Here is a 14,931-nt window from a genome sequence, read left to right on the forward strand (position 1 = left end):
GGCGTGTTTGCGACATGACATTGCGATTCACGACAGAGCTCACCCCTCTCGCTCGAGAGGACGACCGACCGACGTGACGTAGAGAGAAGAGATAGCGGCTATCCGGCGACCCGGACTTGCGCCGGGTCGCCGACGATCTCCGGCATGACCTCCAGGCGGCTCGCCGGATCCTCGGGCGGGACGTCGATCCAGTCGAAGAGACGCGCGATCATCGTGGGAACGTCCTGGCGCATCATGATCAGGCGCGGATGGAAGGCAGCCGCCAGCGGGTCCCAGTCGAAGCAGCCCATGATGATGTCGTTCACGTCATGCCCCCCCAGGCGCAGCCAGCGGACGATACCTTCCAGCGAGATCGTGGAATTGACGAACATCGCGGCGGGCAACCGGCCCTCACGACCGACGTAAGCCTCGAGCGCTGCCTGGGCCTTCTCGGCGGCATAATCACAGGTGACGATATCCGTGGGCGCCGTGGCCAGACCGCGCCTCTCACGGGCCTGGCGGAAGCCTTCGATACGTTCCCGGGTGTTGTGATCCTCGGCTCGCCCCCCGATGAACAGCACCCGCGCCGCGTCGGCTCGCCGCGCCTCGAGCCGGTCGAGCAGCGCATCCGTCAGCCGGCGCGCACCCTCGCGATTGGCGGAGATGACCGACGGCGCGGCCGTGCCGGGCAGGTCGAGGTTGAGGCTGGCGATCCCTGCAGCACCGCACATTTCGGCGATGGCGTCCGGGTCCGTTGCCCCGGTACAGATCAGATGTTCGACGCGGTAGGCCAGCATCATCCTGGCCGCCTCGCGCTCCTGCGCCGGATCGCGATTGGTGCAGGAGACGATGGTGAAAATACCCCGCCGGCGCGCCTCCGCCTCGAATACCTGGGCAATCGAACTGAAATAGCGGTTGTCATAGAGCGGCAGGATCATGCCGAGAATGCCGGAACGATCGCGGCGCAGCGCCCGCGCCTGCATGTTGGTCGAGTATCCCTCGCGCTCGGCCAGCTCGAGGATTCGCTTGGCCAGCTTGCGGCTGATCCGACGCCGCTGCCACGTACCGTTCAAGACAGCGCTGACGGTACTCGGCGACGAGTTCGCCAGTTTGGCGAGATCATAGATCGTCAACTTTCTGGACTGCTCGCTCGACACTTGGGCCCTCCCCTTCGGTAGATCAAAAGTCGCATTGACCCGGACGGTGCAGAAACGAATAGTTGCACAACCGATTGCGCATTCATAACCGACTTTGGTCAAGACCCCTCGACCGGGCTGCGCTATCGGACCACCAACGACGGGGAACCGATCATGAAACGCAACTTCTATCTCGCCGCGACCGTCATCGCGGGCGTCATCGGCAGTGCCGGCGTGGCGCAGGCTCAAGACAAACCCACCATTGCGGTCGTGGCCAAGGTCGGCGGGATTCCCTGGTTCAACGCCATGGAGCAAGGCATCGAGGAGATGGGCGACGAGCTCGGCGTCGAAGCCTACATGATCGGCCCCACCAGCGCCGACCCCGCGCTGCAGGTGCGCGCGGTGGAGGATCTCATCGCTCGCGGCGTGGATGTCATCGGTGTGGTCCCCAATGATCGCGAAGTGCTGGAGCCGGTGCTCAAGAAGGCCCGCGACCAGGGCATCATCGTCCTCACGCATGAAAGTCCCGACTCCGAGAACATCGACTACGACTTCGAGATGATCTCCGCCCAGCAGTTGGGTGAAGAGCACGCCAAGCTGCTGGCCGATACCACCGGCTGCGAAGGTTCCTATGCCGTCTATGTCGGCGGACTCAACGTGCCGGCCCACAACGCCTGGGCCGATGCCGCCATTCAATGGCTCGATCAGAACTGCCCGGACATGAAGCAGGCCGCCGATCGCTTCGGTGTCGCCGAGAGCGTCGACGACAGCCGCAATACCACCCTGGATCTGATCCGCGCCCACCCTGACCTGGCCGGCATCATGTCCTTCGGCAGCCAGGGCACCATCGGTGCGGCACGAGCCGTCAAGGAGCGGGGTCTGGCCGGGGACATCAAGGTCATGGGCCTGTTCTCCCCCGGACAGGGGCGCCGCCTGGTCCACGAGGGCGTCATTACCGGCGGTTTCCAGTGGAGCCCGCTGGAGGCCGGCAAGGCCTTCGTCGCGCTGGGCGACAGACTCTACGAAGGTGGCGAGATCGCCGATGGCGACGACCTGCCGGTACTGGGCAAGGTGCGCCTCGACGGTCATACCCTGTTCGCCTCCAAGCCGCTGGAGCTGAACGAGGAGACGGTCGATCAACTGGCCGAACTCGGCCTTTGAAGCGCTTCGACCGTCATCGCCGCGCGATACCCGCGCGGCCTTCCTTCATCTTGCCTTCCGGGAGAGACAGCGATGGATGACATCGCACTACGGGCGGAGCGTGTCAGCAAGGTATTCGGCCAGAGCCGGGTACTCGATGACGTCTCCTTCGAGCTTCGTCGTGGCGAGGTACTCTGCCTCGCCGGCGAGAACGGCTGCGGCAAGAGCACGTTGATCAAGATACTCAACGGCGTCTACACACCGGAAGCGGGGGCGACCTTCTCGTTCGGCAATGCCACCGCCGTGAGCCGTATCACCCCTCACGACGCCCGCGCGCTCGGGATCCATGTCATCTGGCAGGATCTGGCCCTGTTCCCGCACCTGAGCGTTGCCGAGAACATCGTCTTCGACGATTACGTGGCCAGCCCTTTTCGACCGCTCTCCCGCCGAGCCGCTCGCAGCGAGGCGCGTGGGGTGATCGAACGACTCGGAGTCCCCCTCGACCCCGATGCCCGGGTCGAGGATCTCTCCATCGCGCGACGTCAGTTGGTGGCGATCTGCCGGGTCCTGCGCGCCGGGGCTCGAATCGTGTTCATGGACGAGCCCACGGCTTCGCTGACCCGCAACGAAGTACAGACCCTGCTGGAAATCACCCGCTCGCTCTCGGCGCAGGGAATCTCCATCGTCTTCGTCAGTCACCGGCTGTCGGAGGTGCTGGCGGTCTGTCAGCGAGTGACCGTGCTGCGCAACGGTGCCCTGGTCGGGACCTATTCCACCGAGGGCATGACCCAGACCCGGCTGTCGCAATTGATGACCGGTCGCGAGCTGACACTCACCCCGCGCCAAGCCGCCTGCGCGGGCGAGCCGGTACTCGAACTGCGCAATCTGAGCCGCACCGGCGAGTTCGAGGAGGTTTCGCTGACGCTGCATCGCGGCGAGATACTGGGTCTCACCGGGCTGCTGGGTGCGGGACGGACAGAGCTGGCCCACGTTCTGTTCGGCATGAATCGCCCCACCGGCGGCGAGCTACTCAAGAACGGCAAGCCGCTGACGCTGCGCTCCAATCGGGACGCGATCCGCAACGGCATCGCCTACGTCTCCGAGGACCGCCTGCATCTGGGACTGGTCCAGAATCAGTCGATCAACATGAATACCGCCGTGACGGTACTGGACGAACTGGAGAAGCCACGGGGCTTCCTCTCCCCGCGACGTCTTCGCGAGCTGACCGCCGAGTGGATCCAGCGTCTCGGCACCAAGGTCAGCGACGCCGAACTCGCGGTCTCCTCCCTCTCCGGGGGCAACCAGCAGCGGATCGTGCTGGCCAAGTGGCTGGCGACCAAGCCTGACGTGCTGATTCTCGACTGCCCCACGGTGGGCGTCGATGTCGGCGCCAAGGCGGGCATCTTCGAGATCATTCGCCAACTGGCCGACGAGGGCATGTCGATCATCCTCATCTCGGACGAGGCCGGCGAAATCTGGATGAATTCGGACCGCGTCGTGGTCCTCAAGGCGGGCCGAGTCAGCCGCGAGCTCACGCCGAATGCCACCACCGAGGCATCCCTCGAGGAGATCATCAATGCGTAGACTGCACCTCGGCACCGAGGGCGTGCTGGCCGCGATCATCGTCGCGCTCTGTCTCATCCTGGGTGTGACCACGGAGACCTTTCTGACGACGCAGAATCTGTTCGACCTGCTCAACAACCAGTCCGTGAACATGATCTTCGCCGTCGGGCTGGTGGTGGTGCTCATCGCCGGCGGCATCGACATCTCGTTCGCGGTGGCGGCCTCGGTGGTGCAGTACGTGGTCATGACGCTACTGCTGGATCACCTGGGCGGCGGCAACTGGCTGCTTGGCATCCTCCTGTCGATGGCCGTGGGGAGCCTGCTCGGGCTGGTGAATGCCTTTCTGATTCACCGTTTCCGCATCGTCTCGATCATCGTCACCATCGGCACCTTCAACCTCTACTTCGGCCTGCTGATGGTCTTCACCGGCGGCGTGTCGATCTACGACATCCCCGACTGGCTCTACTATTCGGTCCCGCTGATCGACCTGCCCGCCTCGCGGGGCAGCGCGACGCTCTATCTCCCCGTGGCGGTGATGGTGGTGATGAGCCTTGCCACCGGATTCATCCTCACCCGGACCGGGTTCGGCCGTGCCATCTACGGCTTCGGCTCCAGCCCGGAAGCGGCCAGGCGCTCCGGGGTGCGGGTGGGAATGATCCACGCCTTCGCCTACGGTTGGCTGGGTCTCTGCGCCGGCGTCGCCGGGCTGATGCAGGCCCACATCGTGCAGGAAGTGGTCCCCAACGCGCTGATCGGCCAGGAGCTGCCGATTCTCGCGGCCGTGGTCCTCGGCGGTGCGACGCTCGGTGGCGGACGCGGCTCGGTGACCGGGGCGCTGCTAGGCGTGCTGCTGCTGGCCGTGGTGCAGAACGGGCTCAATCTCCTTGGCGTGACACCTTATGCCTTCCGCATGATCGTCGGCTTCATCATTCTCGCCGCGATCACCTGCAGCAATCTCGACAAGCTGCTGCCCCGTCGCCCGATTTCCCAGGAGGCACGCTCATGAGTTCCGTATCCGCCCCCCGTCACGCCTTCCGTTTCGGCGCCGACACGCTCGAGATCGGGATCATGGCGCTGCTGCTCGTGGCGAGCTTCTCATTCTTCGCCCTGATGGCGCCGGGCTTTCTGAGCGCGGTCAATGTGCGCTCGATGGCCGTACAGCTTCCGGAGCTCGGTCTGCTCTCCCTGGCCATGCTCGTGCCGATCATCTCCGGCGGTCTCAACCTCGCGGTGACCTTCACCGCCAATATCGCGGGGCTGACCACCGCCTGGCTGGTGCAGAATGCCCTCGGCGACGCTGGCGTGCTCGGCATCGTCGCGGGTATCGGCGCCGGTCTCGCCGTCGGCAGTGCAGCCGGCTTGCTGATCGGCGTCATCGTCGCGCGGGTTGGCGCCCATCCGATTCTGGTCTCGCTGGGCGCGATGATCTTCCTCCAGGGGCTGGGTGAGTTCCTGACCCGTGGCGGCGGCATCTCCGGCATGCCGGCCGGTTTTCAATGGCTCGGCAGCGGCACCCTGATCGGTATCCCCATCCCGATGCTGATCTTCCTGCTGACCGCTGGCGGGCTCGCCTACTTCATGCAGTTCACGCGCACCGGGTTCTCGATCCATATGATCGGCTCCAACCCGCGCGCCACCGAGTACTCGGGTATCAATGTGCGCCGTGTGTTGATCGTGCTCTACACCCTCTCCGGGTTGCTGGCCGCGATCGCCGGCATGGTGATGCTGGCGCGGTTCAACTCCGTCCGCGTGGGCCATGGCGAGAGCTACCTGCTGATCACGGTACTGGCCTGTTTCCTCGCCGGTGCCAATCCGTTCGGCGGCTTCGGGCGCGTGCTGCCACTGGTGCTCGGGTTGATGAGCCTTCAGGTGATCGCCTCGGGCATGAACCTGATGGGCGCCAGCCAGCATCTCGCCACCGCCGTCTGGGGCGCGTTCCTGATCGTCGTGATGACGCTGCGCATGCCCTTTCTCAAACGCTCATGAACAGGTCAACCATGTCCTATACCGTTTATTCACTGGGCGTCGACATCGGCACCGGCAGCGCCCGCGTCGGGGTCTTCGATGATCGCGGCGAACTGCTGGGCGAGGCGAAGGCACCGATCGCCATTCATCGTCCTCTCGAACACCATGTCGAGCAGAGCACCACCGATATCTGGCGAGCCGTCTGCGACGCCACCCGCCGCGCGGTCCAGCAGGCGGACATCGAGCCGGCCCAGGTCAAGGGCATGTCTGTCAGCGCGACCTGTTCGCTGGCGCTGCTCGACCGTCAGCATGAGCCGTTGACGCTATCGCCGGGCGACGAGTCCTGGAACATCATCGTCTGGATGGATCATCGGGCGACGGCCGAGGCGTCGATCTGTACCGCGACCCAGGCTGCACCACTGGCCAATCTCGGCGGAGTGATGTCGCCGGAGATGCAGATGCCCAAGCTGATGTGGCTCAAGCGCAACCGACCGGAACTCTACGACAGCATCGGTTACGCCGGTGACCTCGGCGACTGGCTGGGCTATCACTGCACCGGCATCGATCGCCGTTCGGTCTGCACGCTGGCCTGCAAATGGACCTTCGATCCGCGCCCGAACCGCGGCTGGGATCGGGAATTCCTCGCCCAGATCGACATGACGGACGTCCTCGAGCGCGCGGCGCTGCCCGATCGCGCCGCCGCCGTGGGCGAACCGCTGGGGCGACTGAGCGAGAAGGCCGCGGCCGAGCTCGGCCTCACCACCGACTGTCTGTTTGCCGTCGGCATGATCGACGCCTATGCCGGCGCCATGGGCACGCTGGGGCGCAGCCTCGACGCGCACTCGGCGCATCGGGTGGCGGTGATTGCCGGCACCTCGACCTGTCATATCGGTGCCCAGCCGGAACGTCGCGAAGTTCCCGGCGTCTGGGGCCCCTATCCGGGCGCCCTGTGCGACGGATTCGTCGCCAACGAGGGCGGCCAGAGCCTGACCGGCGCCCTGCTGGACCATATCGTCGACCTGTTCAGCGCGGGTAGCGAGCTTGGCGACGACCCCCACGGTGCTCTCTCGGAACTGCTGCTGGAACGGCTTGCAACAGGCGATCCGGCACCGGACCTTCACGTTCGCCCGGACTTCATCGGCAACCGTTCACCGCTGGCTGACCCCGACATTCGTGGCGCCATCGTCGGCCTCACGCTGGAATCCCCCACGGAGACCTTCATCAAGGTGTACTGGGCCGCCGCGACGGCGCTGGTCTACGGCACGCGGGCGATCATCGAGCGCATGAACGCCAACGGTTACGCCATCGACACGCTCCACCTCAGCGGTGGCCACAACCGCTCCCCCCTGCTGCGCAAGCTCTACGCCGATGGCACCGGCTGCCGCGTGGTGCTGTCGGCGGCACCGGAGCCCGTGCTGCTGGGGGCCGCCGTGGCCGCCATGGCGCCTTGGCGCGATGGCGATCTGCTGGCCGTGGCCCGTGCACTCGCGCCTGGCGAGGGCGTACTCGAGCCCGACCCGGCAGCGCGTGACATGCACGAGAAGCGCTATGCCGCGTTTCGCGAGCTGTTCGATGGACGCCTGGACTGAGCCTGCCGCGAGGCAGTCCGGTCCAGTGGCGGCGATCAGCCCATCGCCGCCACCGGCTTGCGGCGATGGCAATCGTCGGCGTGGTCGTTGACCATGCCGACGGCCTGCATCCAGGCATAGACGATGACCGGACCGACGAACTTGAACCCACGCTTCTTGAGCGCCTTGGAAATCTCCAGGGATAGCGGCGTCTGGGTGGGGACCGGCCCATCGCGTTCGAAGTCCCGCTGGATCGGCCGGCCGCCGACCATGCCCCACAGGAACTCGGAGAAATCCTCGCCGTTGTCCTGCATGGCGAGGTAGGCCCGGGCATTGCCGAGGGTCGCCTCGATCTTGGATCGGGAACGGATGATGCCGGCGTTGCCCATCAGCCGCTCGATGTCATGCTCGTCATAGTCGGCGATCCTGACGGGATCGAAGCCCTCGAAGGCCTCACGGAAGGCGTCACGCTTCTTGAGGATGGTCAGCCAGGAGAGCCCCGCCTGGAAGCCATCGAGGATCAACTTTTCCCACAGCGCCCGGCTGTCGTACTCCGGTACGCCCCACTCCTCGTCGTGGTACTCGGCATTCAGTGGATGCGTCTGCGCCCAGGCGCAGCGCGGCAGATTCGGGGTCGGCTCTGTCATCATCGGTCTCGGTCGGGTTCCTGTCGGACGATCGGAATGACTCGATTCTGCTGCCTTTCGCTGGCCCAGCCAAACGAAAAAGAGCCGGCGATGCCCCATGGCATCGCCGGCTCTTTTGACAGCGCCCCGAAACCGGCGCTACTCGTGGCTCGTGGCTATTTGAGCGTCCCATGCGGATCGATGACGAATTTCTTCGCCGCGCCGCCGTCGAAGTCGGCGTACCCCTGGGGCGCCTCGTCGAGCGAGATGGTCTGCACGTTCACCGCCTTGCCGATCTGTACCCTGTCGTGAAGGATCGCCTGCATCAACTGGCGCTGATAGCGCATGGCCGGTGTCTGACCGGTGTGGAACGACATCGCCTTGGCCCAGCCGAGACCGAACTTCATCGAGATATTGCCGTGCTTGGCGTCTTCGCTCTCGGCGCCCGGATCTTCGGTGACGTAGAGCCCTGGAATGCCGACCCGACCACCGGCCTGGGTGATCTCCATGGTGGCGTTGAGCACGGTGGCCGGCTGCTCATGAGAATGGTTGTGGCCATGGCAGTTGGCCTCGAATCCCACCGCATCGACCGCCGCATCGACCTCCGGCACGCCGAGGACCGATTCGATCAGCTCCGACATGCTGGCATCCTGCTTCAGGTCGAGCCCGACGCAGCCGAAGCTGCGCGCCTGATCGAGACGCTTGTCGTTCATGTCGCCGACGATGACGCAGGCCGCACCCAGCAGTTGAGCGGAGACGGCGGCGGCCAGCCCTACCGGACCCGCACCGGCGATATAGACCGTCGACCCGGGCTGGACACCGGCGGTCACGCAGCCGTGGAAGCCGGTGGGGAAAATGTCCGAGAGCATGGTGAGATCGAGGATCTTCTCCATCGCCTGCTCCTTGTCGGGAAAGACGAGCAGTTGGAAGTCGGCATAGGGCACCATCACGTACTCGGCCTGACCGCCGACCCAACCGCCCATATCGACATAGCCGTAGGCGCCACCGGCGCGGTCACCGTTGACGTGCAGACAGATGTGGGTATCGCCGCGCTTGCAGTTGCGGCAGCGGCCGCAGGCTACGTTGAACGGTACCGAGACGATGTCGCCCTTCTTGATGAACTCGACATCGCGGCCGCACTCGATCACCTCGCCGGTGATCTCGTGGCCAAGCACCAGCCCTTCCGGCGCGGTGGTTCGGCCACGCACCATGTGCTGGTCGCTGCCGCAGATGTTGGTGGTCAATATCTTGAGAATGACGCCGTGGTGACACTGGCGGCTGCCGAGCGCCAGTTCGGGGAAGGGAATACTCTCGACGGCGACCTTGCCGGCACCGCGAAAGACGACGCCTCGGTTGGCGGATGAAGACATGGCGTGGACTCCTGGGTCTGATCTCGGAATGCCTTGTGTCGTGCCGCTCTGGCGACGACATCGCATGAAGGCGCGAGACCAGACTAGGAGTTACATCGACGTCGAAACGGTCTCTTCACGCCATCGAATGACGCCGCGACGACAGTCGTCAGGTCCAAAGGTCTAACACTTGCAGCGCTTTGCTCGTGGCTCGTCGTGGCTCGTGGCTCGTGGCTCGTGGCTCAGAAATCGATGACGACTTTTCCCCGCGGCTTCGAACAGCACGACAGGATGAAACCTTCCGCTTCGTCCTCCTCGGTAATGCCGCCGTTGTGTTCCATCTCGACTTCGCCTTCCAGCTTCATGACCCGGCAAGTACCGCAGATTCCCATCCCGCAGGCCTTGGGAATGTGCAATCCAAGCTTGGCGGCAGCCGAGTGAATAGTGTCGTTTTCACTGACGCGGATACTCTTGCCACTGCCGGTGAATTCCACTGGTATCAGCGTCGCCGTATCGACTTCCTCGGCATCGGCCTCGGCCTGCTCGGCGAGTTCCAGCACATCTTCCTGGACGCTCAACGGCGTCGCGCCGAAGGACTCCTGGTGGTAACTCGACATGTCGAAGCCATCTTCCTGCAGTACCTGGCGCACCGCCTGCATGAATGGCGCCGGCCCGCAGCAGAACACTTCCCTTTCGAGATAGTCCGGCGCCATCAGCGTCAGCATCTGCCTCGTCAGATAGCCTCGAAAACCGGACCAGGCCTGGCTGAGCTCGTCGCTACGCTCGCAGACGATATGCAGGCGGAACTCCGGCAGCCGCGAGAACATGTGGACCAGTTCACGGTGGTAGATGATGTCGTTGGGCGCCTGGGCACAGTGGATGAATTCGAGATCCACGGCAGCATTGGTATCGAAGAACCAGCGCGTCATCGACATCAGCGGCGTGATGCCGACACCGCCGGACAGCATCAGCACTTTCTCCGCCGGATGATCGATGACGTTGAAATCGCCGACCGGCCCGTGAACCACCATCGGGTCGCCGATCTTGAGATTGTCGTGCAACCAGTTGGAGACCTGCCCCCCTGGCAGCCGCTTGACGGTGATCGAGAAGCTGTAGGGGATCGAGGGGGAACTGGAGATCGTGTAGGAACGCATTACCGGCTGGCCGGCGATCTCTAGCTCCAGCGTGACGAACTGTCCCGGCTTGAAGAAGAACATCACCGGCTGGTCGGCCATAAAACAGAACGTTCGCACGTTCCAGGTTTCCTGAATCACCTTGACGCACCGTACCTGATGTCGGCCGTTGGTCCAGGTTTGGGTATTGACCGGATTGAAGAATTCCATCGTCACCGCACTCGATCGGGGAAATGGCCAGGGCGAGAATGCCAATCCGCTCAGCCGCTTCCGGTGAATTACCGTCCTCAGCGGATTCTGCGCACGCCGACGCGGACCGACTTGCCTATCAACGACACGGGCATGTCAACCACCCCCAGCCACCGGTAAAACGGCGCTGCCGGTACGAAAAATGACGCCCTGTGACAGCCGCGCGACGTCATCGCCGACCCAGTGTCAACGTGTGACGCCCCGGTGAGCAATTGTGGTCAGCGGTCGGCCTGGCATCGACGAGTGTCGCGGCTGGACAATTTCATCACCAGCACCTGAGCGACACTCGCCGAAAGTCAGACCGACAGCTTAAAATCGACACCACAATAGCCACTCCACCCGGTCGTTCCCGCGGTCATGTTCGGGAAGACCCACACCTGTTATCGATGAGGATGCGACCATGTCACCACTTCCACGCGACAGTCTGGAGGGTTCACTTGCCGAGACTCGCGCCGCCGTGGCGGAAATGCTGGACCAGCGTGACCCGACGTTCTCGCTGCCCCAGCCGTTCTACAACGACTCGCGACTGTTCGCGCTGGACATGGAGGAAGTGTTCGAGAAGCAGTGGCTGTTCGCCGGCATGAGCTGCGAGATCCCCGCCAAGGGCAACTTCTTCAAGATCGAGATCGGCAGCAACTCGATCATCGTGGTGCGTGGTGCCGAGAATCGCATCCAGGCGTTTCACAATGTCTGCCGCCACCGCGGATCCCGATTGTGTCTCAAGGACAAGGGCAAGGTCGCCAAGCTGGTCTGCCCCTATCACCAGTGGACCTACGAGCTCGATGGTCGGCTGCTGTTCGCCGGCAGCGACATGGGTGCCGATTTCGACATGAGCGCCTACGGTCTCAAGCCCGTGGCAGTAAAGAGCGCCGGCGGCTTCGTGTTCGTCAACCTGAGCGAGGACCCGGAGCCGATCGACGACTTCCTGGTATCGCTGGAACACTACCTGTCGCCCTACGACATGGACAACGTCAAGGTCGCGGTGGAGTCCAATATCGTCGAACGCGCCAACTGGAAGCTGGTGCTCGAGAACAATCGTGAGTGCTATCACTGCAACGGCGCCCATCCCGAACTGCTCAACTCGCTGATCGAGTTCGACGATACCGACGACCCCCGTTCCACCGGCGAGTACCGTGAACTGGTCGCCCGCAAGCAGGCCGACTGGACCGCCTGCGAGGTACCGTGGCAGCTCGCCCGATTCGGCAAGCGCAATCGCCTCACCCGCACGCCGCTGATCGACGGCATCGTCTCGATGACCATGGACGGCAAGCCAGGCTGCAACAAGCTGATGGGCCATATACCCAATGCGGACATGGGCTCGCTGCGTATCCTGCACCTGCCCAATTCGTGGAACCACTTCATGGGCGATCACGCGGTGGTGTTCCGGGTGCTGCCACTCGGCCCGCAGGAGACCCTGGTCACCACCAAGTGGCTGGTGCACAAGGATGCCGTGGAAGGCGTCGACTACGACCCCGAACGTCTCCGCCAGGTCTGGGACGCCACCAATGATCAGGACCGCCGCCTGGCCGAGGAGAACCAGCTCGGGATCAATTCACGCGCCTATCAGCCAGGACCCTACTCCAAGACCTACGAGTTCGGCGTGATCGACTTCGTCAACTGGTACAGCGAGACGTTGCGGGCCAATCTCGGCGTCGAGGCATCGCCTCAGTTGCAGGTCGCCTCGCAGTAGTCGAGGCACCACTGGACAGCGCGCAATCCACGCTTTCCGGGTCATCCAGCCATGAAAAAGGCGCCTCACCTGGGAGGCGCCTTTTTGCTGATGGCCATGATATCCGCGAACTAGAACTCCACCGTCGCCGACAGCTTGAACGTCCGCGGCTCGCCTTGGACCAGTGTCTGGTTGCCAGTCGTGGCGGCGGACTCCCAGTAATCCTCGTCGGTGACGTTGTCGACATCAGCGCGCCAGATCAGGCTCGCCTCGTTGAGTGGCATCGTATAGCGGAAACCCAGATCGAGACGATTCCAGGGATCGACTTCGAGATTGTTGCTGTCGTCGACGTACTGCGAACCGGTGCGAATGAACCTGCCGGTCGCCGTCAGCCGGTCCATGTGCGGGATATCCCACTCCCCGCCCAGCACATAACGATAGCTCGGCACGCCCGGCGCATCGTTGCCATCGTTCTCACCATTGGTGGTATTGCGGAGTTCCGGGTCCATGAAGGTGGCACTCGCCAACACGCGCACGCCATCCAGCGGCACGCCGTAGCCACTCAGCTCGATGCCGCGGTTACGCTGCTCGCCGTTGTAGCCGGCGGTGTTGTCCTCGATGCTGACCTGCGGCTGCTCGATCTGGAATAGGCTGATGCCACCGCCGATATTGCCGTAGTCGAACTTGGCACCGATCTCATTCTGCTTAGAGCGCACGATGCCGAGAACTTCATTGGGATTCGTCAGGTTCGGATAGTTACTCAAACTCGGGGCCGTCTTACCCTGCTGCAGCGCTTCGATATGGTTGGCATAGAGTGAAATATTGTCCGTGGCCTTGTAGACGATGCCGTAGACGGGCGTGACGCGCGACTCGGTGAAGCGACTGCCACGCTTGCCAGTATTGCCATCGTAGTTATTGACCTCGATCTCCTGATAGCGACCACCCAGCGTCAGCAACACATGATCATCGAAGAAACCCAGCGTGTCTGACAGAGAAACGCCGTTATTATAGGTACGCCCTGTCGTCGTGGGATCGCTCAGATCACCGCTGGGGAAGTTAGGCTCACGGACGGGAACATTAGCCGGGTCGTAGATGTTGGTCGGCGCTCCAGTAAAAATGCCATCGAAAGCCACATCCTTGCGGGAGTAGACGCTGGAGTAGCCGAGGTTGACCTGATGGGATACTGGCCCCGTCTCCAGTTGCCCACGCAATCCGACCTGACTGGCGAAGGTCTCCGACTGGTAGGCCGTATCTAGCTGCGTCACGGTGGCGTCGCCATCGTCGTTAATGACGCGGGGCGATCCTGCCAGACTTCGCTCATGCGTGCGATTTCCCCCGATCGCCGCATAGCCGGTCCAGGAATCGCTGAAGTCGTATTCACCACGCAGCATGGCGAAATTGGTTTCCAGGCTTGAGCGATTCCAGCTCGGCGTGTAGTTGCTGTCGGCATCAGGCACCGAAGGTACGGTATCGCCGGTGTAGCTGGCCAGGTTCACATTGAGCCGCCCACCGTCGATGATCGACTTCTGGTGACCGATATCCAGCGATGCTCGAGCGCGATCGCCACGGTAGTCCAGCCCCACCACCGCAGAGGTATTTTTACGGCTTTCGTCATCGATGGCCGTATCCCCACGCCCGCGGTTGATACTGGCCCGAACCCCATATTCGTTCTGATTGCCGAATCGCCGCCCGACATCTAGCTGTGTTTCACCGTAGCTGTCCGACCGATATCCCGTGGAGATTCGTGTGATCGGCTCATCGGTCGCCCGCTTGGGCTCGATGTTGACCGCACCACCCACGCCTGTCCCGCCAGCGGGTACACCATTGGCGAATGCACTGGCCCCTTTGAACAGCTCGACGCGCCCCATCATGCTGGTGTTGATCAGCTGACGCGGCAATACCCCATAAAGCCCGCCGTAGGAAATATCGTCACCGTAGAGGTCGAATCCGCGGACCTTGAATGACTCCGAGTAGTTGCCGAACCCCTTGCCGACCATGACCGAGGCATCGTTCTGCAGCACGTCGCCCAGGGTGTCGGCCTGTTGATTCTCGATCAGCTCACTGGTGTAGCTGATGACGTTGAACGGCACATCCATCGCGTCCTGCTCGCCGAAAACTCCGATCCGTCCCCCGGCAGCGACCTGCCCGCCCGCATAGGCCGGCGGCGGTGTATCGCCTTGGGTCAGGATCGCCTGGCTGGTGACGGTGACAGTGTTCAGCGTCTGCGCGCTGGTATCAGGACTCTGAGCCCATCCCGGACTGACCAACGGTGGCGCGGTCATTGCCATAGCGACAAACATCAGCTTGCCTAGCGTTTTCTGGTTCTGCTGCGTTTCAATACCTGATCGGTTCATGATTCGAGAAACCTAGCGGTCGGGGCGGACGAGTAAACGGCGAGGACATACTATAGCGACGTAACCAAAAGTTAAACGACAATCATTATCAAAAACAACGATTCATATCTCTACGCCGGTGACGATCCCTCCTCACGAATTCGCCCATGACCCAAGGCCCGGCGTGCCAAACTTCCGGTCCGCGCTTGCGGTGATTGGCA

At 63.2% G+C, this 14,931-nt stretch carries 11 protein-coding genes; 6 read left to right on the plus strand and 5 right to left on the minus strand.

The window, feature by feature from the left end; genetic code table 11:
• Positions 1 to 98: 98 nt before the first annotated feature.
• The gene (locus DOM45_RS04835) at positions 99 to 1,136 is read right to left on the minus strand and encodes a substrate-binding domain-containing protein (protein WP_110598395.1); all 1,038 of its coding nucleotides are present in this window, start codon (positions 1,134 to 1,136) and stop codon (positions 99 to 101) included.
• Positions 1,137 to 1,289: 153 nt separating this feature from the next.
• Here DOM45_RS04835 and DOM45_RS04840 point away from each other — a divergent pair, with 153 nt between their 5' ends.
• The 5 genes from DOM45_RS04840 (at position 1,290) to DOM45_RS04860 (ending at position 7,372) form a co-directional block, all read left to right on the plus strand.
• Complete coding sequence (locus DOM45_RS04840) at positions 1,290 to 2,276, plus strand: substrate-binding domain-containing protein (protein WP_110598396.1); 987 nt, start codon at positions 1,290 to 1,292, stop codon at positions 2,274 to 2,276.
• Between the two features lie 72 nt (positions 2,277 to 2,348).
• On the plus strand, positions 2,349 to 3,839 hold the full coding sequence (locus DOM45_RS04845) for a sugar ABC transporter ATP-binding protein (RefSeq protein ID WP_110598397.1): 1,491 nt from the start codon (positions 2,349 to 2,351) through the stop codon (positions 3,837 to 3,839).
• Positions 3,832 to 4,824, plus strand: a complete 993-nt coding sequence (locus tag DOM45_RS04850; protein ID WP_110598398.1) for an ABC transporter permease — start codon at positions 3,832 to 3,834, stop codon at positions 4,822 to 4,824. Before DOM45_RS04845 ends, DOM45_RS04850 begins: the two co-directional genes overlap by 8 nt.
• Complete coding sequence (locus DOM45_RS04855) at positions 4,821 to 5,804, plus strand: ABC transporter permease (protein WP_110598399.1); 984 nt, start codon at positions 4,821 to 4,823, stop codon at positions 5,802 to 5,804. The genes DOM45_RS04850 and DOM45_RS04855 overlap by 4 nt, the downstream gene beginning before the upstream one ends.
• A gap of 11 nt (positions 5,805 to 5,815) precedes the next feature.
• The gene (locus tag DOM45_RS04860; protein ID WP_110598400.1) at positions 5,816 to 7,372 is read left to right on the plus strand and encodes an FGGY-family carbohydrate kinase; all 1,557 of its coding nucleotides are present in this window, start codon (positions 5,816 to 5,818) and stop codon (positions 7,370 to 7,372) included.
• Positions 7,373 to 7,407: 35 nt separating this feature from the next.
• Here the strand turns inward: DOM45_RS04860 and DOM45_RS04865 are convergent, their stop codons facing one another.
• From DOM45_RS04865 to DOM45_RS04875, 3 genes are all read right to left on the minus strand, one after another.
• Positions 7,408 to 7,998 (minus strand): DNA-3-methyladenine glycosylase I, encoded by a 591-nt coding sequence (locus tag DOM45_RS04865; protein ID WP_110598962.1) that lies wholly within the window; start codon positions 7,996 to 7,998, stop codon positions 7,408 to 7,410.
• Between the two features lie 155 nt (positions 7,999 to 8,153).
• Positions 8,154 to 9,347: a formaldehyde dehydrogenase, glutathione-independent gene (gene fdhA / locus DOM45_RS04870; protein WP_110598401.1), complete on the minus strand. Its 1,194-nt coding sequence runs from the start codon at positions 9,345 to 9,347 to the stop codon at positions 8,154 to 8,156.
• Between the two features lie 221 nt (positions 9,348 to 9,568).
• Positions 9,569 to 10,669 (minus strand): FAD-binding oxidoreductase, encoded by a 1,101-nt coding sequence (locus DOM45_RS04875; protein ID WP_425353324.1) that lies wholly within the window; start codon positions 10,667 to 10,669, stop codon positions 9,569 to 9,571.
• A 439-nt stretch (positions 10,670 to 11,108) separates the two neighbouring features.
• Here DOM45_RS04875 and DOM45_RS04880 point away from each other — a divergent pair, with 439 nt between their 5' ends.
• Entirely contained in the window at positions 11,109 to 12,398 is a 1,290-nt protein-coding gene (locus DOM45_RS04880) for an aromatic ring-hydroxylating oxygenase subunit alpha (RefSeq protein WP_110598403.1), read from the plus strand.
• A 110-nt stretch (positions 12,399 to 12,508) separates the two neighbouring features.
• On the opposite strand, the gene DOM45_RS04885 is transcribed toward DOM45_RS04880, so the two are convergent.
• Positions 12,509 to 14,731 (minus strand): TonB-dependent receptor, encoded by a 2,223-nt coding sequence (locus tag DOM45_RS04885; protein ID WP_110598404.1) that lies wholly within the window; start codon positions 14,729 to 14,731, stop codon positions 12,509 to 12,511.
• Positions 14,732 to 14,931: the final 200 nt, after the last annotated feature.

It is taken from the genome of Salinicola lusitanus (assembly GCF_003206045.1).
Taxonomy (GTDB): Bacteria; Pseudomonadota; Gammaproteobacteria; order Pseudomonadales; family Halomonadaceae; genus Salinicola; species Salinicola lusitanus.